At 55.2% G+C, this 22,466-nt stretch carries 21 protein-coding genes; 15 read left to right on the forward strand and 6 right to left on the reverse strand.

Going from position 1 to position 22,466, the window contains the following annotated elements:
• Positions 1-171: 171 nt before the first annotated feature.
• The 3 genes from C173_RS18225 (at position 172) to C173_RS33720 (ending at position 3,782) form a co-directional block, all read left to right on the forward strand.
• On the forward strand, positions 172-2,070 hold the full coding sequence (locus tag C173_RS18225; protein WP_036727127.1) for an LTA synthase family protein: 1,899 nt from the start codon (positions 172-174) through the stop codon (positions 2,068-2,070).
• 9 nt (positions 2,071-2,079) lie between these two features.
• Positions 2,080-3,492, forward strand: coding sequence for a glycan biosynthesis hexose transferase WsfD (wsfD, locus tag C173_RS18230; RefSeq protein WP_036727128.1), 1,413 nt, complete (start codon positions 2,080-2,082; stop codon positions 3,490-3,492).
• 116 nt (positions 3,493-3,608) lie between these two features.
• A complete protein-coding gene (locus tag C173_RS33720; protein ID WP_076082320.1) occupies positions 3,609-3,782 on the forward strand; it encodes an aspartyl-phosphate phosphatase Spo0E family protein in 174 nt (57 codons plus the stop codon).
• A gap of 93 nt (positions 3,783-3,875) precedes the next feature.
• Here C173_RS33720 and C173_RS18235 read toward each other — a convergent pair whose 3' ends face one another.
• A complete protein-coding gene (locus C173_RS18235; RefSeq protein ID WP_036727130.1) occupies positions 3,876-4,640 on the reverse strand; it encodes an AAA family ATPase in 765 nt (254 codons plus the stop codon).
• 253 nt (positions 4,641-4,893) lie between these two features.
• On the opposite strand from C173_RS18235, the gene C173_RS18240 reads away from it, so the two are divergent.
• The 11 genes from C173_RS18240 (at position 4,894) to C173_RS18290 (ending at position 15,989) form a co-directional block, all read left to right on the forward strand.
• Positions 4,894-5,991 carry a glycosyltransferase family protein gene (locus C173_RS18240; RefSeq protein WP_036727132.1) on the forward strand — a complete coding sequence of 366 codons (1,098 nt, stop codon included), beginning with the start codon at positions 4,894-4,896 and terminating at the stop codon, positions 5,989-5,991.
• Positions 5,992-6,023: 32 nt separating this feature from the next.
• Positions 6,024-7,175, forward strand: a complete 1,152-nt coding sequence (locus tag C173_RS18245; protein ID WP_081751233.1) for a CgeB family protein — start codon at positions 6,024-6,026, stop codon at positions 7,173-7,175.
• Between the two features lie 178 nt (positions 7,176-7,353).
• Complete coding sequence (locus C173_RS18250; protein WP_051478158.1) at positions 7,354-8,892, forward strand: glycosyltransferase family 4 protein; 1,539 nt, start codon at positions 7,354-7,356, stop codon at positions 8,890-8,892.
• A 51-nt stretch (positions 8,893-8,943) separates the two neighbouring features.
• On the forward strand, positions 8,944-10,038 hold the full coding sequence (wecB, locus tag C173_RS18255) for a non-hydrolyzing UDP-N-acetylglucosamine 2-epimerase (protein ID WP_036727134.1): 1,095 nt from the start codon (positions 8,944-8,946) through the stop codon (positions 10,036-10,038).
• Positions 10,028-11,014, forward strand: a complete 987-nt coding sequence (locus C173_RS18260; protein ID WP_036727136.1) for a polysaccharide biosynthesis protein — start codon at positions 10,028-10,030, stop codon at positions 11,012-11,014. The genes wecB and C173_RS18260 overlap by 11 nt, the downstream gene beginning before the upstream one ends.
• Positions 11,011-11,850, forward strand: coding sequence for a dTDP-4-dehydrorhamnose reductase family protein (locus C173_RS18265; protein WP_036727137.1), 840 nt, complete (start codon positions 11,011-11,013; stop codon positions 11,848-11,850). Before C173_RS18260 ends, C173_RS18265 begins: the two co-directional genes overlap by 4 nt.
• The gene (locus tag C173_RS18270) at positions 11,847-12,842 is read left to right on the forward strand and encodes an NAD-dependent epimerase/dehydratase family protein (protein ID WP_036727139.1); all 996 of its coding nucleotides are present in this window, start codon (positions 11,847-11,849) and stop codon (positions 12,840-12,842) included. The genes C173_RS18265 and C173_RS18270 overlap by 4 nt, the downstream gene beginning before the upstream one ends.
• Positions 12,839-13,555: a glycosyltransferase gene (locus C173_RS18275; protein ID WP_036727141.1), complete on the forward strand. Its 717-nt coding sequence runs from the start codon at positions 12,839-12,841 to the stop codon at positions 13,553-13,555. Before C173_RS18270 ends, C173_RS18275 begins: the two co-directional genes overlap by 4 nt.
• 71 nt (positions 13,556-13,626) lie before the next feature.
• The gene (locus C173_RS18280) at positions 13,627-14,202 is read left to right on the forward strand and encodes a class I SAM-dependent methyltransferase (RefSeq protein ID WP_036727142.1); all 576 of its coding nucleotides are present in this window, start codon (positions 13,627-13,629) and stop codon (positions 14,200-14,202) included.
• A gap of 24 nt (positions 14,203-14,226) precedes the next feature.
• Positions 14,227-14,949: a glycosyltransferase family 2 protein gene (locus tag C173_RS18285; RefSeq protein ID WP_036727144.1), complete on the forward strand. Its 723-nt coding sequence runs from the start codon at positions 14,227-14,229 to the stop codon at positions 14,947-14,949.
• A complete protein-coding gene (locus C173_RS18290) occupies positions 14,946-15,989 on the forward strand; it encodes a glycosyltransferase family 4 protein (RefSeq protein WP_036727146.1) in 1,044 nt (347 codons plus the stop codon). Before C173_RS18285 ends, C173_RS18290 begins: the two co-directional genes overlap by 4 nt.
• Before the next feature lie 105 nt (positions 15,990-16,094).
• On the opposite strand, the gene C173_RS18295 is transcribed toward C173_RS18290, so the two are convergent.
• Complete coding sequence (locus C173_RS18295; RefSeq protein ID WP_036727148.1) at positions 16,095-17,165, reverse strand: glycosyltransferase family 4 protein; 1,071 nt, start codon at positions 17,163-17,165, stop codon at positions 16,095-16,097.
• 189 nt (positions 17,166-17,354) lie between these two features.
• On the opposite strand from C173_RS18295, the gene C173_RS32945 reads away from it, so the two are divergent.
• On the forward strand, positions 17,355-18,098 hold the full coding sequence (locus C173_RS32945; RefSeq protein WP_051478159.1) for a YhcN/YlaJ family sporulation lipoprotein: 744 nt from the start codon (positions 17,355-17,357) through the stop codon (positions 18,096-18,098).
• A gap of 193 nt (positions 18,099-18,291) precedes the next feature.
• Here C173_RS32945 and nagA read toward each other — a convergent pair whose 3' ends face one another.
• The 4 genes from nagA to C173_RS18320 form a co-directional block, all read right to left on the reverse strand.
• On the reverse strand, positions 18,292-19,485 hold the full coding sequence (nagA, locus tag C173_RS18305; protein WP_036727149.1) for an N-acetylglucosamine-6-phosphate deacetylase: 1,194 nt from the start codon (positions 19,483-19,485) through the stop codon (positions 18,292-18,294).
• The gene (gene nagB / locus C173_RS18310; protein ID WP_036727151.1) at positions 19,473-20,201 is read right to left on the reverse strand and encodes a glucosamine-6-phosphate deaminase; all 729 of its coding nucleotides are present in this window, start codon (positions 20,199-20,201) and stop codon (positions 19,473-19,475) included. Before nagB ends, nagA begins: the two co-directional genes overlap by 13 nt.
• Positions 20,201-21,079, reverse strand: a complete 879-nt coding sequence (locus C173_RS18315; RefSeq protein WP_036727152.1) for a MurR/RpiR family transcriptional regulator — start codon at positions 21,077-21,079, stop codon at positions 20,201-20,203. Before C173_RS18315 ends, nagB begins: the two co-directional genes overlap by 1 nt.
• A gap of 636 nt (positions 21,080-21,715) precedes the next feature.
• A partial coding sequence (locus C173_RS18320) for an FTR1 family iron permease (protein WP_036727154.1) occupies positions 21,716-22,466 on the reverse strand: 751 nt, incomplete at its 5' end.

The raw sequence follows: 22,466 nt of genomic DNA on the forward strand, positions 1-22,466 counted from the left end.
GATAATGATAATGACCTTAATGAACCTTTTCTCCCGCTCAGTTGTTTAATAGGGTGGCCCTCTTTTGATTCCCTTTACAAGTATTGCTATACTAGAGCAACGTGAGCTTTTTACAGAAATAAGGAATTAATTTTACACCACTATTAATGAAGAGAGTAAGAGGGGATGGCAATGAGAGAGGGCAAACCTGCGTCTGCGCAGGCGCATTTCTATATCGTGGCGGGACTGCTGTGGCTGAAGCTGCTGCTGTTGAGAGGGCTGTTCTTTGACCGGATTGCCTGGGAGTGGATCGCTGCGGATCTGGCGCCGGTGCTCCTGCTGCTCGGTGTGCTGGCTATAATTACGCCTCGGCGGATGAGAAGAGGGGTCTTCTGGAGCTTCAATGGCCTATTGTCGCTGCTGCTCTTCGCGGCCAGTGTGTATTTCAATCACTTCGGCTCGGTGCCTACCTATCTGGCGCTCTATGAGCTGAACCAGGTCTTTCAGGTCAAAGAGAGTGTGGAATCTACGATTGAGTGGGTCGATTATCTGTTTTTTGCCGATCTGCTGATAGTGATAATTTATTCGCTCTTCCGTAGATGGAAAAGAGGCCCTATGCGCTGGCAGCGGGGCAGCCAGCCTGCAAGCAGAACCCGGAGCATCTATCTGGTGCTGCTGCTGGTGGCAATCATAGGGGGCGGCTCGCTATCGGCGTATTCGATTCATTCGGCCCGGGGAATTACCAATGAGCTGGTCCAGGCGGAGACGGCCGGATTCCTGAATTATGAGGTGGTGGCAGCGATCAAGGCCCGGGAGGATAACGGCCTCATCGGGACCGGTGATATTCAGGAGACGATAGCCAAGGTGAAGTCACTGGAGGCTACCTACCCATACAAGGCTGTGACAGGCGGACTGCCAGAGCATTTCGGATCGCAAAAAGGGAAAAACGTCATCATCATCCAACTGGAGGCGTTCCAGAATTTCCCGCTGCATCAGTCACTGGAGGGTCAGGAGCTGACCCCGGTGCTGAATGGTCTGGCCGGAGAGGGCTTCTATTTCCCGCATGTGTATCAGCAGGTAGGTCCGGGCAATACCTCGGATGCGGAATTTATGAGCAATACCTCGATTTATCCGATCGCTTCGCTTGCCATGTCCACAGGCTTCGGGGACCGGGAGCTGCCGGGACTGCCGCGGCTTTTGCGGGATAAGGGGTATGAGGCGTACACGTTCCATGTGAATAAGGTCGGCTTCTGGAACCGGAATGAGCTGTATCCGGCGCTTGGCTTCAACGGCTACTATGACAAAGGTTCCTTCAAGAATGACCATTTCAATTCGTTCGGGGCTTCCGATGAGCAGCTCTATGCTACTGCCGTGGAGAAGCTGGCGGTGCTGCATCAGAAGGGCACGCCTTTCTACGCCCAACTGGTGACAGCCTCCAGCCATCATCCGTTCAAGGTGCCGGACAACTTCCGTCGTATTCAGGTACCGGACAAGCTTCAGGGCACGATGCTGGGCGATTATCTGAGCGCGGTGAACTATACGGATTATGCGATAGGCACACTGATTGACGGATTGAAGCAGCAGGGGATGTGGGAGGATACCGTGCTGGTGCTGTACGGTGACCATTTCGGCCTGCAGCCGAAGGACGTCCCGGCGGAGCAGGTGGAGGACGCGCTGGGCATCAAGTATGATGACCGGATCAGCCGGTTCAACATTCCGCTCGTGATCCACGTGCCCGGTATGAAGCAGGGACAGGTTGTGGAGCGGACCGGCGGACAGCTGGATGTGCTGCCGACGGTAGCCAATCTGCTCGGGGTATCGCTGAAGGACGAAGGGTTCACGGCGTTCGGGCATGATTTGCTGAATGTGGACCGTAATGTGGTGGGCATGCGCTATTATTTGCCGACAGGCTCGTTTTTTAATGATGAAGTGTTGTTTGTGCCCGGTAAGAGCTTCTCGGACGGTGAGGCGGTCTCGCTGGATACGCATGAGCCGGTGAAGGATTTCAGTGCCTATCAGAGCGATTACGACTATATCCTGAAGCTGATGGGCTTATCTGACGAATATGTGAAGCTGCTTCCGCAGCGTTAGGAGAATGTTATGAAAAGACTATGGAAACCCGAATACCTCATCTCGCTGGCCGGCGCTGTGCTGATCCTCTATCTGTTGTTCGTGCGGCCCTTCACAGGCGTTGCCGATAACGGCGATTTTTTGCGGATGATGAATACGGTCGGGCTGAATTATTTTGATGCCGGGGAGGACTATGCCGACCGCTTCTTTAGCTACAGTCATTCTAAGTTTGCTTATGATGATCTGTTCAAGGGCTTCTATCCGTCCTCGCAAATTTTGCTGGTGCTGGTGCCAAGGCTGCTTGCGGGCTTATTTCACGGCAGCTACTTCGATATCCGTCTTCTGGCAGTGGTATATGCAATGCTGCTGCTGGCTGCCACGTGGATGATCGTCAAGCTGGGTGCGAAGAGCTCCTATGCCACGGGCCTGCTGCTGGGTGCGGGAATGCTGTTTGTGTTCTACGATATCGGCTATCTGGCGTATTTCAACTCTCTGTTCGGCGAACCCGTGTCGATGGTCTTCATGCTGCTTACGTTCGCGCTGGGTCTGAGGCTTATCGGGCAGGAGCAGCCGTCCTCCAAAGGAATTACGCTGTTCTTCGTGGCCGTGCTGTTCCTGATCTGCTCCAAAATCCAGAATGCCCCCGTCGGCCTCGCCTTCGCGCTGATCTTCCTGCGCCTGCGGACGCTGCATGGAACAGGCAGCTGGCGCAAGCTGGCACTTGGGCTTGGGGTGGCTACAGCGCTGGTATCAGTGATTATGTACGTGACAGCGCCGAAGGAGCTTAAGCATATCAACCTGTATCAGACGGTGTTCTTCGGCATTCTGAATGAATCGCCGGATGTGCGCGGGGATCTTCGCGACCTGGGTCTGCCGGAGCACCTAGAAGTCCTGGCGGGTACGAATTATTTCCAGGGGGATACGGCAATCAAGCAGGATGATCCATCGCTGGGTCCGGATTTCTATGACCGTGTATCGCATAAGGATGTGCTTTTCTTTTATATGAAGCATCCTGGCCGGTTAATAGAGAATATGAAGTATGCGGCTGCTAACAGCATGTCCATCCGTCCCTACTATCTCGGAAGCTATGAGAAAAGCGAGGGCAAGCCTGCGGGTGCGGTAGCAGGAATGTACAGCGGGTGGAGCGAGCTCAAGAACAAGCATCTGCCCCATTCCCTCGGATTCCTGGTTATTTTCTATCTAGTGTATTACGCCGGAGTGTTCTATCAATACTTCCGTACGCGGGAGGCGGCAGGGCGGATTGCCGGAGAACTGATGATGCTGCTGGGACTGATCGGGCTGTTCTCGTTCCTGGTTCCGATCCTCGGTGACGGCCGCGCGGATATCGGCAAGCATCTGTTCCTGTTCAATGTCTGCTTCGATATGATGGCGGTAGCGATGCTGGGCTGGACGCTGCATAAGCTGACGAGGCTGCTGAAATAACCTGTCATGTCAAACCCTTAATTGACCCCTAGCGGATTATAGAATACAATGTGTTTGGAACTTTAGTAAAAGAGTGGAAATGGCTTGATACAGCCTCATCCTACAAGGGGGCCGCTATGGGGAATGACGAATACAAGGACAAGATTGAACAGGCAAGACAGGAACTGAACAAACTGGCCTTGGAGTACGGGATGCAGGATGTCCGGGTACTCCGCCAATCGGTGAAGCTGGATGCGCTCCTGAATGAATACAGTGATTGTAATACGGAGAAGGATGATCAGCTTTATTAGAGAAATGCAGAGCAGCTATGCAAATTCAAGAGACATCTCGGGCGTTCAACGCCTGGAGGTGTCTTTTTTAAAATTTATATGTTTGTGGTTATTTTAGTGGTCGCCCAGCAGCTCGCGGAGCATCTTCTCCCGGTTCGTCATGAAGGCGCGGGTGACCGTATAATGATCCGTGTCTTCCAGCGCAACAGGCGTGATACTCTCTCCCTTCAGCAGAAGAATCTCTGCACCCGGATAGGACATCAGAATCGGGGAGTGGGTGGCGATGATGAACTGGGAATTCTGCGCAGCCAGCTCATGCATCCGCGCCAGCAGTGACATCTGCCGCAGGGGAGACAAAGCGGCTTCGGGCTCGTCCAGAATATAGATGCCCTGTCCGCCAAAGCGGTGAACGAATGTGGAGAAGAAGGATTCTCCATGCGACTGCTCATGCAGCGAGCTCCCTCCATAGGAGGATTTAATGGGTCTTCCCGCCTCGGGGTCCTCATCCAGCTCATCGATGTAAGTAGCCACATTGTAGTAGCTCTCCGCACGCAGGAAAAAGCCGTCCTTCGGCCGCCGCACCCCTTTGGCAATCCGCAAATATTCGTAGAGACTGGAATGCGAGGCGCGGGTATTAAACGAGAAATTCAGCGTCCCCCCTTCCGGATTGAACCCCCAGGCAGCAGCAACGCCCTCCAGCAAGGTAGACTTCCCGCTACCGTTCTCCCCTACAAGAAAAGTGACCTGTTTCTGAAAAGCAAGCCGTTCCAAGGTTCTTACCACCGGCAGATTAAACGGATAGCTTCCGAAGGAAGGGACCGCATCGCGCAGCAGCTCGACATGGCGCAGATACAGCATAGGGTCATAGATTGAACTCATATCTTAGTGCCTCCTCAGTAGGTGTTTCCCTAATTGTAGATGATTCCCGTTGTCCCCGCAAAGTACTTGAACAAGCATCGGAGTACAGAGCATGCACTCATGGACAAGAGTGGATGAATTCTGTAGAGGTTCGGGCCAAGCGGGCGAAAGACCGGGGGCATATGCCAATTTCGGTGTGATACAGACAGATGTCCATGAGGCGGATGCTGACTCCGCATATAGTACTACTGTCTTGAGAATATAACGGGGCAGGGTGAAGGCCGTGAAAACAAAAAAGAGAGGCGGGCTTCCACAGGATTACCGGGATGGCTATCTGCAAGGGTACCATCTCGGCCTGTGCGAAGCCGTGAAGCGCCTGAATACCCTTGAAGTGGGGGAATGTCAGCCGTTAAAACTGATGTATGTTCCCCAGGGGTTTCAGGCCATCGATGCGGGAGTCGCAGAAGCGCTGCGGCTGCTGGTAAGCGAGCTGATCATCTGTCCTCCGGAAACTATGCTGGAGGTGGCATCGCGCGAATTGCCTGAGGCGGTGCTGGTGATGAACGGGCTGCATGTATTTCCGGAGAATCATCTGGAACAAATTATGGCAATAAGACAGCTGGGTATCCCGGCGGCGATCTGGTTTGTGGATGATCCTTATTTCACCGAGGACACATCCGTCATCTGCCGGCATTACGATTATGTGTTCACGCATGAACTGGGCTGTGTGGAATTCTACCGTTCGCTGGGGACGGCGTCTGTGCACTATCTTCCGCTGTGCGTCAACCCCCAGATGTTCTACCCGCGCCACACCGGACCGCAATATCACTATGATGTCGTGTTCATCGGCAACGCCTTCCGCAACCGTACGGAGCTGTTCGATGAACTGGTCCCCTTCCTGCAGGGAAAGAAGGTGCTCATCGCCGGCGGATTCTGGGAGCGGCTGGCCCACTTCGAGGAGCTGTCTCCGTACATCAGAGAGGGCTTCATCCCGCCGGAGGAGACCGCCAATTATTACAGCGGCGCGAAGCTGGTCATTAATATCCACCGGCCCTGGGAGGGAGGGATGGACAACCGGAATACGTTCCAGCTTCCGTCCCTCTCCATTAATCCCCGGACCTATGAGATCAGCGCCTGCGGGACGATGCAGCTGACCGATATCCGGCAGGATCTGGATATCCACTACAAGCCGGGCCGGGATCTGGAGACCTTCGCTTCTGCCGATGAGCTGAAGCGCAAAATTGATTATTACCTGAAGCACGACAAGGAGCGCCGGCAGTATGCGCTGCGGGGACTGCAGACCACGCTGCGCCGGCATACCTTTACTTCGCGTCTGCCTCATTTACTGGGTGTTCTTACTTCAAGAGGGTGAATTTCATTATGGATCAAAAGGAGCGAATACTCATGAACAACGAATTTATTATGCCTGCCCCGCCGTTGCCGAGAACCCCTGCGGAGGAAGAGAAGCTGCGGGGACGTCTGACCGGCTTCAAGGGAGGCTATGACGAAGGATATCTGCGGGGACGTCTGGCTGTTCTGGACGGACGTCCGGAGGAGCCGCAGCCGGTAAGGAATATCCATGTGATGTACGTGGCTTCAGGCAAGGGCTATCCGTATTCACCGCTGGATGATGCCGTGCTCTTCGCACTGCAGCGGTTAACGGTTCAGGTCACGATTACTGATGTGCGGCAGAATCTGGTGGAGCTGGCTTCTGCCCAGCGTCCCGACCTCGTGCTGGTGCTGGATGGTCTGGATTTACCGCTGGAGCAGGTGGCTATTCTGCGGGGCCAGGACATTAAGACCGCGATCTGGCTGACCGATGATCCGTATTACACCGATTTCACAATGAAGATTGTGGCTCACTATGACTATGTATTCACACTGGAGCGTAATTGCGTAGAGATCTACCGCGGCCTTGGCTGCACGGAGGTCCACTATCTGCCCTTTGCCGCACACCGTGAGCATTACCGTCCGACTACCGGACGTTCGCCGGTCAGCCGGGAGGTCAGCTTCATCGGGTCTGCCTACTGGAACCGGATTAATTTCTTCCGCGATATTATGCCGGAGCTGATGAGCTATAACACGGTCATTAACGGAATCTGGTGGGACCGGTTGCCTGAAGCGCCGCTCTATGGCGACCGGATTGAGATCGGCAAATGGATGTCCCCCCAGGAGACGGCTGTAGCCTACAGCGGCTCGAAGATTGTGATTAACCTTCACCGCTCGCACATTGACGATGCAGTCAACAACAACGCACTGTATATTCCGGCCGTATCGCCGAATCCGCGTACGTTCGAGATTGCTGCCAGCGGCACGCTGCAGCTCAGCGATGCCCGTGACGATCTTGGCTCCTTCTACAAGGTGGGCGAAGAGATCGACACCTTCTCCAGCCCACGCGAGCTGATGGACAAAATCCAGTACTATCTGACGCATGAGGAAGAGCGCCGGGAGATGTCCCTCCGTGCCTTCGAGCGGACGCTCAGGGATCATACGTATACCAGACGTCTTAGTCAGCTGCTCACTATTATTTACGGTAAGCCAGCAGGGCAATCGTAGAACAGGCTGTCAGCAAAATGTGCGTATCACAGGGGACAGGTGTCGTGCCGGCATCTGTGCCCCCTCAATATACTGGAGTACCGGGCAGAGATGTTAGCCTGTCAGCTAATATACCCGTCCCAAGCAGGAGCACTGCTGAGTGATAGTAGATTGTGTGCATTCAAATTTTAGGAGGTGAATGGCTGCTCCACAGCCCTTCGCAGGGGAGCGCCGAGACACCATGGCCGACAAAGCGACGATCGTCCTCTTTTCCCATGTCTCCAACACGCGCAGTATTACGGGTGCGGAGAAGCTGCTGTTATTCTTCAGCCGGGAGCTGTCTCCTTACTTCAATTGTATCCTCGTAGCCCCGCAGGACGGGAAGCTGACACAGCTGGCCCGGAGCTACGGCCTTCAAGTCCGGCTGATGTCTATTCCGCTGGTCTATGGAGTGTACACTCCCTATGCCGGTCTTCCGGCAGATATCCGCAAGCTGCAGGAGGGCCGGGAATATCATGAGCTGACTCACTGGCTTGCGGAGCTCCGTCCGTCCTTCGTGATCACCAGCACCTGTGTGCATGCCCTGCCGCCAATCGCGGCGAAGTCACTGGGCATACCAGTGATCTGGAAGATCTCGGAGACCATTACAGACAACGAGTTCACCCCGATCAGCGTAGAGCTGATCCACAACAACAGCGATGAGATTCTGGCGATTTCACAGACAGCGGCAGCATGCTTCCCCGAGGAGATCCGCGATAGCAAAGTGACCCAGCTTCCTCCGTCATGGAGTGACGCGGATTTGATGTTCGAGGCCTGGAGCAAGCTGCGCGGGGAACGGCGGAGTGAGCTGAAGATCGCCCCGGGGGACCCGCTGATCGGCTATGTCTCTTCCTTCATTAATAAGGAGAAGGGGCTGGAGCATTTCGTCAAGATGGCGGTTCTGGTGCATGAGCAGCATCCGGCTGCCCGCTACCTCGTAGTTGGGACTCCCGGGGATAAAAGCTACTATGAGCGCTGTGTCCGCAAGGTGAAGCTGGAGGGTCTGACCTCACGCTTCCGGTTTGTCGGGTACGAAGAATGTCTGCCGGCCGCTTACTGCGCGATGGATCTGCTTGTTGTTCCCAGCCTGATCCGGGAAGGCTTCGGCATGACCGCCCTGGAGGGCTATGCCTTCAGCAAGCCGGTTGTCGCTTATGATTCCGGCGGCCTGCGGGAGATTCTGGACGCCGCAGGCTGCGGCGAGCTGCTAGTGCCTGCGGGAGACATGGATGCGCTGGCCGGGCGGGTGAACGCGCTGCTGGTCGACCAGGCGATGGCGGCCGGCATTGGCCGGCAGGCGCGGGAGCGCATCGAGGCCGTCTACGGCCCGGCGGCTTACCGCGTCCGGCTGCAAGGCTTAGCGGAGAGGTGGCATCTCCGCTACTGCCTCCAGCCGCCGCAGCTCATCGGCGGCCCGGAAGCCCCGCCCGCAGCTGCGCCGGCGGGCGGGAAGAGCGCCCCCGCGGCACAGCCGACACGGGGCAAGACCGGGCGCCGCGCCGCACGGCTGCGGGCCGCGAAGCTGCGGCGCGGCAGGCTGCGCCGCGCCAAGTCCCGGAGCGGCGCGGCTGGAACGCGCCCGCGCCGCAAGAAGCGCGCGGCAGGCTCCGCGCGCCGTCGGGCCAGCGGCGGCGGCAAGAAGCGCCGCGCGGGCCAGGCCGGAAGCCGCCAGAGCAAGCGGCGGCGTAAGGCATCCTGAGCAGCCTGCCCGGTTCCTAAGGGCAGGCCATAATCAAAGGGGAGTGAACCCATGAAGATCATGACGATTTTGGGCACGCGGCCCGAGATCATCCGCCTTAGCGTTATCATTCCGCTGCTGGACCGGTATGCGGAGCGGCATGTGCTGGTGCATACGGGACAGAATTTCACGGCCAGCCTCAGCGGGGTATTCTTCGCTGAGCTGGGACTCCGCGCACCGGACTACGTGCTGCAGGATAAGCAGGCCGGACTCGGGGGTCAGCTGGCCGCCATGTTCGGCAGTCTGGAGAGCATTCTGCTTCAAGAGCAGCCGGACCGCGTGCTGCTGCTGGGGGATACCAACAGTGCGCTATGTGCCATTCTGGCCGAGCGGATGGGCATCCCTGTGGTGCATATGGAAGCAGGCAACCGCTGTTACGATCTGAAAGTGCCGGAGGAGAAAAACCGCCGTGTCATAGATGCCGTCTCCACCATAAATATGCCCTATACCCAGCAGAGTAAGAGACATCTGCTCAGCGAAGGGTTCCCCAGCCAGCGTATCGTGTTAACCGGCAACCCCATCCATGAGGTGATTACGCATTACGAAGAGCAGATCGCGGCCAGTGACATCCTGTCCCGGCTGAAGCTTGAAGCCGGCCGGTATCTGCTGGTAACAGCCCACCGGGCCGAGAATGTCGATGATCCGGAGTCGCTGCTCCAGATTATGTCCGGGCTGAACCTGGTGGCTGAGCATTTGGGACTCCGCCTGATCTGCAGCATCCATCCCCGTACACGCTCCAAGCTTACGGAGCAGTTCCCGCTGAGTATGAACCCGCTGGTGGAGTTTCACGAACCTTTCGGATTTTTTGACTTTGTTCATCTGGAACGTTATGCCCTGTGCGCCATTACCGACAGCGGCACCGTTCAAGAAGAATGTTGCCTGATGGGAGTGCCTACGGTGACCATACGCCGGACGACAGAACGCCCGGAAACTATCGATTGCGGAAGTAATGTAGTGTCCGGGGTAGAACAGAACAGCATTCTGCGCTGCACCGTGCTGATGACGTCGCTTAAGCCCGATTGGGAGGCGCCGGAAGGGTATCTTGCCCAAGGTGTCTCGGTAAAGGTAGTTAAATTTCTGCTTGGAGGGAACCTGCATGTTCAATAATAAACGGATTCTGGTTACAGGCGGTACCGGTTCCTGGGGGCATGAGCTGATCCGGCAGCTGCTGCCGCAACATCCCAAAGAAATCATCGTATTCTCCCGCAGTGAGTCTGCACAGGTAGCCATGAGCCGTGAATTTGAAGATAAGCATCTCAGCTTCATCATCGGCGATATCCGTGACAAGGATGCGCTGGTGGCTGCCTGCCGCGGTGTGGATTATGTCTTCCATCTGGCCGCGCTCAAGCATGTACCCGTCTGCGAGGACCAGCCGTACGAGGCGCTCAAGACGAATGTGGTCGGCACACAAAATGTCATCGAAGCCGCGATTGCCAACAATGTGGAGAAGGCGATCTACATTTCTACCGACAAGGCGGCCAATCCGTCGAACTTCTACGGTATGACCAAGGCCATCGGTGAGAAGCTGTTCGTCTATGCCAATCTGATCGGCTCAGGCACCAAGTTTGTTACGGTGCGCGGAGGCAATGTGCTGGGTACGAACGGCAGCGTGGTCCATCTGTTCATGAAGCAGATCAAGGACAAGGGACAGGTAAAGATTACGGATATGAACATGACCCGGTTTTTTTTCACCCTGCGCGATGCCATTACCCTGCTGTTCAAGGCTTCCGATGTCAGTATCGGCGGAGAGATCTTTGTCATGACCATGCCTACCTGCCGGATCGTGGATTTGGCCGATGTGCTGATTGAAGCTTCCGGCCGGACGGATGTCAGTATGATCGAGACCGGCATCCGCCCGGGTGAGAAAATCCATGAGATCCTGATGAGCGATTTCGAGAGCCTGACTACGGTGGTCTACGATGAGCAGTACCTGGTTATTCTGCCCACACTCGATATGCCGGAGCTGAAGGAGCATTACCGTCATTTCCCTCATGTGTCCTTCAGCAGCTTCAGCTCGGAGAATCATCTGATGGAGCAGGCTGAAATCAAAGATATCCTGATCCGGGGAGGGTTCCTCCAGTGAAGCTCCTGATTCTCGGCGGAAATGGTATGGCAGGTCATATGCTGGCGGAGTATTTTCGCCGCCAGGGCAAGCACCACATCTTCCATACAACCCGGGATAAGAAGGATCTTGGAGGGTTGTATGTAGACGCCGACGACATCGCCGGTGTAGAGAAGCTGGTTGAAATCGTCTCCCCCCATTGCATTATTAATGCGATGGGGGTACTCAATCAATTCGCCGAACGGGACCGGATCGGCGCGTATCATGTCAACGGATTTCTGCCCCACCGCCTGCGGCGGGCAGCGGACCAGATACATGCCCGGCTCATCCATATCAGCTCCGACTGCGTGTTCGAAGGAACACGCGGCGGATATACGGAGGAGGATGCCGCGGATGGAACCTCGGTCTACGCCCTCACCAAGAGTCTTGGAGAAGTGCGCGATCCCGGACATCTCACGATCCGTACCTCCATTATCGGGCCCGAGATCCGCTCCGGCGGAATCGGCCTCATGGAATGGTTTCTGGCCCAGAAAGGCCGGGTAACCGGATATGAATGCGTGATGTGGAATGGAGTCACCACCCTGGAGCTGGCCAAAGCCATCGATTCCCTGCTGGACTCGGATCTCTCCGGGCTGATTCATCTGGCCCACCCGCAGCCCGTAAGCAAATATCAGCTGCTGCAGATGATGCAGACCGCATTTCATAAAGAGGATGTTGAGATCATCCCGCAGCAGACGCCGGTTCAGGACCGGACGCTGATCAGCACGAGAAGCGATGTCACGATTGAGCTGCCTTCCTATCCCCGGATGCTTAGCGAGCTTGCCGACTTTATGCGCAGCTCAGAGCTGCTGACATGAGCGGGCGGCGTCTCCTTATTACCGGAGCTTCCGGCTTTACCGGCAGGCATGCCGTGGCCTACTTTGCCGCCGGAGGAGCGGAGGTGACTGCTGTAGTCCGACGCAAGCCAGCTGCGGAGTTGTTCCCGGACGGCGTTCAGCAGTATGTCTGTGACCTGGGGGACCGCAGGGCTGTGGCGGCAATGATTGGAGCGGTGAAGCCGGATCAGGTGCTGCACCTGGCAGGCAAGAATTCGGTCCCGGAGTCCTGGAGAGACCCGCTGCTCTACATGGAGACCAATGTAATGGCTACTCTATATTTGCTTGAGGCGCTGCGTGTCCAGCCGGCCAGCCGTATTCTGGTGGCCGGCTCCCGGCTTAAGTATAGACCGGGTGCGGCAGACCCGCCCCATCCCTATAGCCTTAGCAAGACGCTGGAGGAGCTGGTATCGCTGGCCTGGGCAACGCTGTTTGCACAGCCGGTGCTGATGGCGGAGCCCTCGAACCTGATTGGTCCGGGTCCGTCCACAGGCTTCTGTTCCCTGCTGGCACAGCATATTGTGCGCAGTGAAGCAGCCGCTGTAACCGGATCGGCTGCACCTGCTGCGTTTCGGCTCTCCTCTCGCCATGCGCTGCGTGACTTTCTGGATGTGCGTGATGCGGTCAGGGCCTATGGCTTCATTCTGGATTCGGGCGAGACAGGAAGGATCTACCGCATTGATTCCGGGACAGAGCGGGAGCTGGGGGAGGTTGCGGCGAAGCTGCTGGCCCATGCCGCAGCTCCGGTTGCGATGGACTGGGGCCCGCAGGAGGAGCACAGTCGGGGCAATCCTTCCCCGACACCTGCCGTTCCGGCGAAGCCTCCATTTGAATCTGCTGATAGTAAGGTACCGCCTGAAAAATCGGGGGACTATGCTGTTATTTCCGGCTGGATGCCGGAGATTGCGCTGGACCGTTCGCTGGCGGATATTATCGGCTATACAAGGGCCGGTAAGGAAGGAAGGTTGTTATGAAGCCCAGAGTATCCGTAGTTATTCCTTTTTACAATTGCCCTTATATTGAGCAGGCGCTGCAGAGCGCCATAAGCCAATCCTGGCAGCCTTATGAGATTATCGTAGTGGATGACGGTTCAACTCTGCATGCAGAGCGGATTACCCCTTATCTGCCCTACATTCACTATCTGGGCAAGGCCAACGGCGGCACCGCTTCGGCACTTAACCACGGTATTGCGCATGCCACGGGAGATTATGTAGTCTGGCTCAGCTCGGATGATATGTTCTATCGTGACAAGATCAATAATCAGGTTCTGTTCATGGAACAGAACCGTTTGCTGATCTCGTACACCAACTTCAATTACATTAACGGAAACTCGCAGGCTATGGAGCTGAATGCTGCGGCCGTATTCCCGAACCAGCTTGAATATCTGCGCTGCTTCCTGTACGGCAATCCCATCAACGGCTGTACGGTGATGTTCAAGCGGGAGATCTTCGGAGCCATCGGGATGTTCGATGAAGCACTGCCGTATACCCATGATTATGATCTGTGGTACCGGGCGATTCTGAACGGTTATGCACCGGTGATGCTGAACCAGTCCTTGACGGCTTACCGCCGGCATGAGGGAATGGGCACGCTCAGACACTACGATGTCATTATGGCTGAAGCTGCAGCAACCAGTGCCCGTTATCACGCTCCGTTAAGCGCCCTCATTGCCTCCATGGGCGGCTAGCTGCCGGAGCGCACAGCCGGCACTGCAGCACAGCCCAAGGTCAGGCAACTAACGCTTAGGAGGGAGAGCATATGTACCGGGAAATCGAAGTGAAAGACTTCCTGCCGGTCCTGCTGGAGCAGCTGAAATTCTCCGAGAGTATACTGGATATCGGTAGCGGTACCGGTACGCTGCTGGAGCGGTATGAAGCCGCTGTGGTGCTGGGGCTGGATATCCACAGGCCTTATCTGCTGCACCGCAAATACAAGGCTCCCCATATCATTCCGGTTCATGCCGATGCCGGTCATATCGATAAGCTGTTCCTGCCGGGAACCTTCTCTGCGGTTACTCTGATCGATTCGCTGGAGCATTTCTCGATGAGTGAAGGCATGGAACTGCTGCGTAAGGCAGAGCTCATCGCTGCGAACCGTGTCGTCGTATTTACACCGCGGGGCTTCTTCCCGCAGGAGGGAAAGGACCATTTCAATCTGCATGGAGAGTATTACCAGAAACACTGGAGCGGCTGGGAGCCTGAGGATTTTCTGAAGCTGGGCTACGCTGTAACTGTACTGAAGGGCTTTCACCATGCGGAGAATCCTTCATTCCGGGAAGCCTTCGGTGAGAATCACGCTCCGCTGGACGCCCTGCTCGCCTGCAAGACCGTATAAATGACTCAGGGAGGAGGCCGGGGCATGAATCAGAAGACCAAGGTCTCGGTGGTAATTCCGTTCTATAATTGTCCTTACGTATCTCTGGCGGTCGAAAGCGTGCTGGCCCAGAGCTACACGGATATTGAGCTGATCGTGGTGGATGACGGCTCAACGCTCCATACGGAGAAGCTTGACGCCTATAGAAGCCGGATTGTGTATGTCCGCAAGACCAACGGAGGGACTGGCTCGGCCCTCAATAAGGGAATCGAGGTGGCAAGCGGAGCTTATTTTGCCTGGTTAAGCGCGGACGATCTGTTTCATCCCGATAAAATCAGACGGCAGATAGAATCCATCCGCAGCTCGGGCACCTCCTTCAATCATACGGCTTACTACTATATTAATGAGTACGGGCAGCGGTTCTCCGATATAGTCCGAATGCCGGCCTGGAGCAGGCCGGCCCTCATACAGACCATGATGTCCGGCTGTCCGGTGAACGGCAGCACGGTGCTGTTAGATATGGAGATCCTCTCTAGGGTCGGTATGTTTAATGAGACCCTCCTGTATACACAGGATTATGATATGTGGCTGCGGATTCTGCCTCATTATGAGTGGTCTTATATAGAAGAGCCGCTGCTGGATTACCGCGTCCATAATGAGATGGGCTCGGTCCTGCACAGCGAAGCGCAGAACCGGGAAATTGCCAAGGTGCAGTTCATGCACAGGGGTAAATTGACGGAGCTGCTGAGAAAGGAGAGAAGGAATTGAGACTGACCTTTCCGGTTCTGACCTTATCCAGAGGCGGCGCGCAGCGGATGATAACCGAGCTGGCTAACCGTCTGGCTGAAATTGGCCATGAGGTCGTTGTTCTTTTGCCCAGCCATGGCTTTGTTGAATATGAGATGAAATGTCCGATTATTACTGCACCCGCTACGGTACTTACGGAACATGATTTTCCTTATGGGGATGTAATTATCTCCAATTATTATACAACCGTTCCGGTTGCCGAGCGGGCCAGCCGGCAGGGCAAGGGGCTTCATATCCGGTTGGCTTTATGCTATGAGCCGAATTTCCTGCCGGATAATAATCAGTCGTTTGCTTCCTACGGCATTACCCGCAACCTGCTTGTACTGTCGCGCTGGCAGCAGGAGGTCATACGGATCAATCATGGCATTAAGGGCAGAATTGTTCCGGTCGGTGTTGATTCGGATTTCCATAATACGCATTTACGCGACACTCCGGACCGGCCGCTGATCATCTCGGCCATTATGCGGCGCCCAGAAGGCGGATTTTCCGGCCACCGGGAGCAGGAATATCTGATTCAGCAGCTTGATATGGTCAAGCGGCTTCATCCTGAGGTGGAGATCTATATTATGACCCCTCCTGCTGAATTTGCGGCCTCGTTGAGTCTGCAGGCCTTGCTCAACACCGGTCGCTATCAGCTTAGGACACCCGGCAATGACAATGAGCTGGCTTATCATTATAATGAGACAGATATTTTTGTCAGCTCAAGTACCAATGACGCCGGTTCGTTGCCGGGGCTGGAGGCGATGCGCTGCGGTGCGGCGCTGGTCACCGTATATTCAGGAGGGAACCTCGAATACTGCGCACACGGGCAGAACTGCCTGATGTCGTATCGGCATGAGAACCGTCTTGCTGCGGATATCGTGACGCTCATTAAGGACCAGGAGCTTCGCCGGCGTCTGGCTGCCAGAGGAGAGCGGGATTCCTTGCAGTTTACCTGGGAGAGAAGCGTGAAGATTTTCCAGGCTGAGCTGTTTGAGATGGTGTCCAGACAAGGTACGTAATGCCTCAGGGCAGAATGCCATACACAGAGAAACCTTCAACCCCCGGCTGATGCTGGGGGTTGAAGGTTTTTTGCCGGAATACAGGGGATATGAAGCTTGCAATAGTTAGAAGATAGAGAAGGAATTCATCATCTCGCGGAAGGAATGCGCATACTGATCGAATCCAAAATGCGTAACCATATGCTGGCGGCCCTGATAGCAAATGGCTTCACGTAGCGGAATGTTATTCATCAGCTCCAGGCCTTCGTTCACAGCTGCCTCCACATTGCCAAGCGGATAGAATTTGCCGGTAATATTATGGGTGATGAAGGATCTGACCCCGTCGGAATCCGTACTGAGTACAGGACAGGAGCAGCAGACAGCCTCAGCTACGGCATATCCGAAGCCTTCTGTGACAGAGCTGGACAGCAGGAAGCCTCCTGAAGCAGCAATCGATGAATAGTAGACAGGCATCATCTGGTTAGGCATATTTGTGAACACATTCAGCCGGTCATTCAGGCCAAGAGCATGCAGCTCTTCATCGAATGCTGCCTTCTGGTCATCGGAGGCCAAGCTCGGATCATGGAACATCCAGAGATGCAGGTTAGGTTTCGCTTTACGGATATGGTGGGCAATCTTCAGGTACTCGCTCCAATTCTTGTTGGATTCCAGCCGCCCTACCCAGGCGATGACAGGATCAACGGGCGCCTCGGCTGGGATATAACGGAATCCTTGTACATCCACGAGGTTCGGAATAACATAGCGCTGCAGCCAGGGGCAGATCTCGATAAACAGCTCCAGTAAATGATCGGTGGGTGGAATCAGCACGGCATTGCAGAAGGCTTGCAGATAAGGCACGGAATCTATAATCACATTGCGGGCTTCGCTTCGTGTTCCCAGACCCTGGGACTCGTAGATCAGGATGCCGCCATACCCCAGCCGGCGCAGGCGTTCGAGCAGCAGATAATCGGAGGTTACGATAATGGCGTCATAATGATGGGTATTCAGTACCGTTCTGATCTCTTCATCCTGGTTCGTGACAAATACCGGGAAGCTTACACTATTGTGGGTGCCGGACCCCGGCATGAGATAGAGCACATGGCATTCGATGCCGTTCTTCTGAAGGCTCTCACACCGCAGTCTGTTCAGGGTCTCAACCCCGCCGCTCGGTACATAAAACGTAAATAGAATTCTCAAGCTTACCCCTCCTGATCTGGACTCTCGCGGAGAAACACAGTCTGCTGTTATATAAGATACGCCGGAGTTCTCTTACATGTGACTATGGGGGCAGCTCTGCCAAATCCTTTCTGGATAACCGGGCAGCGGAGGAGCCATGCTAAGGGTTGTCACACTACACTACATTATTCTGTGATGGGGGATGAAGGAATGTTGCGATCGAAATTAGGCTTGTCCGTGTCTGCAGCCTTGCTGCTCGGCACCATAAGTATGACCGGCTGCGGTGCCGGCCATTCGGCAGATAGCGGCAATATGCAGACGAAAAGTGTACGGGGGACAGACGGGCGAATCCACGTGAACTCCGCACGGGACATGAACCGTGACGATGACTTCGGCAGCATGGAGATGAGTAAGGAATTGGCTGACCATGTTGCGGCGATGCGGGAAGTCCGTTCAGCTAACGTTATTATGGTTGGCAGAAGCGCTTATGTCGCTGTAATGCTGGAGGATGCTTCGGGCAAGGTTCACACCCGGAGTACCACCCGCGAGAAAGCTACCGGAAGAGGAACTGCTGCGGGGGTTCCGGGAATGACGGGAACAGGCGGCTCCATGGCCGGCATTCCGGGAAGTCTGACAGGCACTGGAACCATTGGCGGTACAGGTATGGCAGCTCCCGAAGATTATCCGGGGAACGGCAATAACGGGCTGATGTCCAGAAGCAGTATGGGGGATGATAAAGACACGCTTCCGGGGGAGATCAAGAACAAAATCGCCGCAGAGGTTAAAAAAGGCAACACATACGTCAGCAATGTCTATGTCTCGGCGAACCCGGATTTCGTGGAACGGGCCGATTATTATGCCCGGGAATTTCGTGCCGGACATCCGCTCAGAGGCTTCGCGAATGAATTCCGCATCATGGCGGAACGGATTTTCCCTGCGCGCAGCGGACAGTAAGCAAGCGCGACAGCATAGTGCCTTGAATGAAGATAGTATTCCAGAGGGATATGAGACTTATTCAAATGACGGGCACAGAAGGGCAAAAGTGAATGAAGACAGACGCAAACAATGCAGCCCTCTCACCGGAAAGCCGGGTGAGAGGGCTGCATTGCCTGCGTTTATACAAATACGAAGCTGTGTCTTATCCGGATTAGGCCTCCAGCTTGCGTCCGCCGATCCATACGCCCCGCAGGTTCAGGTCTTGATCCAGCTGCAGAATATCGCCGCGCTTCCCTGCCTCAAGCGTTCCGATAGACCGCTGCATGCCGAGCGACAGCGCCGGATTAAGGCTGGCAGCCTGTGAGGCTTCCAGCAGACTGAGACCAACCTCCTGAACCAGATAACGGAACCCGCTAATCATCGTCAGTGTGCTGCCGGCCAGCGCTTCGGGGTGCTCCTTCAGCGTGGCTATGCCGTCCTTGACGATCACAGGCAGATCACCTATGGCATATTCTCCGTCGCTGAGTCCGGTTGCTGACATGGCATCTGTGATCAGCAGCAGATTATGATTGTTTTTGAGCCGGGTAATGAGGCTGATGGCTGCCGGATGAACATGGATGCCGTCGGCAATGACCTCTGCTCTGATCCGGGGATCGAACAGGACGGCACCGGCCGTTCCCGGCTTGCGGTGATGCAGCGGCGTCATAGCATTGAACATGTGTACCGCCTGGTTCAGCCCGGCATCGGCAGCGGTAATCACCTGCTCGAATGTGGCATCTGTGTGGCCGAGCGCAGCCGTAATGCCATGCTTGCGCAGCCACTGGATAGCTTCCAGAGCAGCTTCACGCTCAGGAGCCAGGGTGACCTGACGGATCATTCCCGGATACTTTTCCTCCCATTCCTCCAGCCATTCTATATTAGCCGGAACAATGTGCTCAGGATTCTGCGCTCCTGGCCACCTCACGCTGATGAACGGTCCCTCCAGATGTACACCTGCCAGCCTTGCATAAGGCATGCCGCCTTCACGGGAACGATAAGCATCCACCTCAGCTAACACCTGATCGATGTCTGCCTTGGCAGCCGTCATGGTTGTAGCAAGCATAGAGGTCGTCCCGTGTGAGGCATGGAACCGTGTGATATCGTCAAGCGCATCTGCATCGCTGTACATGAAGTCATGTCCGGCTCCGCCGTGCACATGCACATCGACGAATCCGGGGATCAGCAGACCTTGCGGCTCCCGGGTGACTGTCTGCCAGCTCTCATAGGCTGCGGGCAGCCAGGAGGCTTCTCCGGCATATTGAATCAAGCCATCCGCTACGGCAATTACACCCTGCTCGGTGATTCCGTCAGGAGTCAGCACCTTACCGTACAACAATTCTCCGTGCGCACCGTTTATTTCAGCCATTTCGCGGCTCCTTCATCCAGCAGGACGACCACATTTGGATGGCTCTGCAGCAGCGAGGCGGGACACTGGGTAGTGATTGGGCCCTCCAGCGCATTTTTAACCGCTTCCGCCTTCTCTTCCCCGCGGACAAGCAGTACAATCTGCTTCGCCTTAAGAATTCCGCCGATGCCCATTGTTACCGCCTGACGCGGCACATCCTCTACACGCTCGAAGAAGCGGGCGTTGGCTTCAAGGGTCTCTTCCAGCAGATCGACCACATGTGTTCCGCTGCTCAGGCTGGCATCCGGCTCGTTGAAGCCGATATGGCCATTGCTGCCGATGCCTAGGATCTGCAGATCCACGGGACCGTTATCCTCCAGCAGCTTGTCATACGCACGGCATTCGGCCGCAAGGTCCGGAGCATTTCCGTTAGGCACATGAGTGCGTGCCAGGTCGATATCAATGTGATTGAACAGATGCTCATTCATGAAGCTCCGGTAGCTCTGTGGATGATCCACAGGCAGTCCGACATATTCGTCCAGGTTGTAGGATGATGCCTTGGCGAAGCTGACATTGCCCTTGCGGTGCATCTCCACCAGCTTCTCGTATACCCCGACAGGGGAGCTTCCGGTAGCCAGCCCCAGAACGGCTCTGGGATTGCTCTGCAGCAGACTGGCGATCAGGTTAGCTCCTGTGGCTGCGAAATCTTCTTCATGCTGAAATTTCAAAATGTTCATTAGATTTGACCTCCCCGTTTATGACGGTAATGTTGGACGTTCAGATAAGATTGCTCCAGCTTGGGGATGAAATCTCCAAACCGGGTACTGACCATGCCGGTGAACAGAATATCGATAATGTGCAGCTGTGCGATCCGTGAGGCCATATCACCGCGCCGCATGCCCTGCTCAAGAGACGAGGAGAACAGCGGAATATCAGCGAGTGTAGCGAGAGTACTGCTTCCGTATGAGGTTAACGACACCGTGGCTGCGCCGCTTGCGGCCGCACAGGTTAAGGCATCCACCGTCTCCGGGGTCTCTCCTGAATAAGAGACTGCGAAGGCTACATCGCCGGAAGAGAGTGAGGAAGCGGAAGTAATCTGCATATGGGAATCGGCAAAAGCGGTACAGTTCACACCGATACGGATCAGCTTCTGATAGAAATCCTGGGCTACGATGGATGAGGTTGCCATCCCGTACAGATCAACCCGCCGCGCCCGGCACAGCAGATCAATGACCTGCTGCAGCCGGCTCAGATCCAGCAGCGAGGTGGTATCCCGGATCGAGGCCAGGTGGTTGGCCTGCATGGCCTCTACAATGAATTGCAGCGGATTGCCGGCCACGATGTCCTGATAAGAGGAGCTGCCGGTCTCCGGCGAGCCATCGCTATGCGCCAGCTCAGCCGCCAGCTTGAGCTTGAAATCGGGATACCCCTTGAAGTGCAGCGCTTTGCAGAACCGCGTAATCGTCGCTGTGCTGATGCCGCATTCCTCCGCCAGCTCGGTGATGCCCATATGGACAATCTCCCCGGGCGAGGCCAGAATACGCTCAGCCAGCTTGCGTTCCATTTGCGACAGCTTGGGCTTGTCATGCTCCAGAGCATGCAGAATGGGAGACAAGCGTTCACCTTCTTTTCTATAGATTCAGATTCATGTAGCTTTCTCTACTTATAGAATGAAAATGCAGAAATGGACATGTAGTATGGATATACTTAGCTTTGCCTAATGTACCGATTATGAAATTGTTTTACAAAATTATTACTCTTTTAAAGAAAATTATTTTCATATTCAGAATAAAACAAATTGCGGAAGGTTGCAATAGGCAGTTTGGTTTAAGGCTGATCTGGGGCTGAATTAAGGAGATGGAGGTGGTGGATTTGTGGTAGGGGAGTGTGGGTGAAAGGAATGGAGGAGAGGAGGATGGAAGGATTATTGTAAGAGGAAACAGTTGGATTTTTGTTACTTGTTAACTCATAATTCAGTTTGTTGTGGAAAATAATTGGATTTTTGCTGTTTAATTTTGCTCAAATTCCATTTTAAGCTGATTGCGGCAAAATTAACTGCTGTTTTTCCATCTATCATCCTTAAAAAGGATTCTACTCTTTTAGTAAGTGACGTTTTTCCACTAATTCATCTTTGCTTAATGCATTGGCGGATGGGAATACGGCTAACTCATATGGAAGGAGATACAAAAAGCTGCAATCTGCGTGTTTGAGGAGCACACGCACAGATTGCAGCTCTTTATAGTAAAAATGTTTACTTCGTGATCCCGTTTGCAGCCTTTGTCCTATTTGCAGTCCGTCTGCTGCGCAGCAGCTCCCATAGGATGAACGCAAGAATCAGCAACTGCGGGATGGTGGTCTCCCAAGTCGGATATATGCCCAGCCAGCCGATGGAAGGCAGACTGTGGCCGTTATGGGCGGGCAGCTTGCCGGCGATCTGCAAGGCGTGAAGGCTCTCCCCGAGGAAGCGGAACACCAGATAGTAGATCAGCACTGTAGCAGCGCGGAAGAAGGCGGCAACCGGCAATCTGGCGCTCAGTGCAATCATGGCATAGCCGAGGATAATCAGGACCACAAGGGCACTGCCAATCCCGAGCAGCAGTTGAGAGGTATCAATGGCCGGTGCCATTCCTGCGTAGAAAATCGTAGTCTCGGCCCCTTCGCGCAAAATGGCCAGCGCAGCGATGAAGAATAGGTACCACAGATTGCCTTTGGCCAGAGCGCCCTGCATCTGGCGGTCCACATATTTATTCCAGGCTACCGTGCTGGATTTCCCATGCAGCCAGCGGCCGACGGTGAGCATCATGACCACAGCGACGAGGCCGGTGATGCCTTCGATCAGCTCGCGTGCGCCACCGGAGGCGGCATGGGAGAGGGAATAGGTCAGCAATACGGCGAGGCCGATGCTTGCAGCCAGACCTGCCGCTGCGCCGGACCAGACCCAGCGGCGGGCCGCCGGGACTGCTTCACGGCGCAGATAGGCAAGCAGGGCGGCGAGGACAAGA

Origin of the sequence: Paenibacillus sp. FSL R7-277 (assembly GCF_000517965.1) — a bacterium.
In the GTDB taxonomy this organism is placed as follows: domain Bacteria; phylum Bacillota; class Bacilli; order Paenibacillales; family Paenibacillaceae; genus Paenibacillus_AQ; species Paenibacillus_AQ silagei.

Bases quoted from the DNA above. Each gene is read 5' to 3' on its own strand.
- C173_RS18225 (WP_036727127.1), top strand. From the start codon at position 172: ATGAGAGAGGGCAAACCTGCGTCTGCGCAGGCGCATTTCTATATCGTG.
- wsfD (WP_036727128.1), top strand. From the start codon at position 2,080: ATGAAAAGACTATGGAAACCCGAATACCTCATCTCGCTGGCCGGCGCT.
- C173_RS33720 (WP_076082320.1), top strand. From the start codon at position 3,609: ATGGGGAATGACGAATACAAGGACAAGATTGAACAGGCAAGACAGGAA.
- C173_RS18235 (WP_036727130.1), bottom strand. From the start codon at position 4,640: ATGAGTTCAATCTATGACCCTATGCTGTATCTGCGCCATGTCGAGCTG.
- C173_RS18245 (WP_081751233.1), top strand. From the start codon at position 6,024: ATGAACAACGAATTTATTATGCCTGCCCCGCCGTTGCCGAGAACCCCT.
- C173_RS18250 (WP_051478158.1), top strand. From the start codon at position 7,354: ATGGCTGCTCCACAGCCCTTCGCAGGGGAGCGCCGAGACACCATGGCC.
- wecB (WP_036727134.1), top strand. From the start codon at position 8,944: ATGAAGATCATGACGATTTTGGGCACGCGGCCCGAGATCATCCGCCTT.
- C173_RS18260 (WP_036727136.1), top strand. From the start codon at position 10,028: ATGTTCAATAATAAACGGATTCTGGTTACAGGCGGTACCGGTTCCTGG.
- C173_RS18270 (WP_036727139.1), top strand. From the start codon at position 11,847: ATGAGCGGGCGGCGTCTCCTTATTACCGGAGCTTCCGGCTTTACCGGC.
- C173_RS18275 (WP_036727141.1), top strand. From the start codon at position 12,839: ATGAAGCCCAGAGTATCCGTAGTTATTCCTTTTTACAATTGCCCTTAT.
- C173_RS18280 (WP_036727142.1), top strand. From the start codon at position 13,627: ATGTACCGGGAAATCGAAGTGAAAGACTTCCTGCCGGTCCTGCTGGAG.
- C173_RS18285 (WP_036727144.1), top strand. From the start codon at position 14,227: ATGAATCAGAAGACCAAGGTCTCGGTGGTAATTCCGTTCTATAATTGT.
- C173_RS32945 (WP_051478159.1), top strand. From the start codon at position 17,355: ATGTTGCGATCGAAATTAGGCTTGTCCGTGTCTGCAGCCTTGCTGCTC.
- nagA (WP_036727149.1), bottom strand. From the start codon at position 19,485: ATGGCTGAAATAAACGGTGCGCACGGAGAATTGTTGTACGGTAAGGTG.
- nagB (WP_036727151.1), bottom strand. From the start codon at position 20,201: ATGAACATTTTGAAATTTCAGCATGAAGAAGATTTCGCAGCCACAGGA.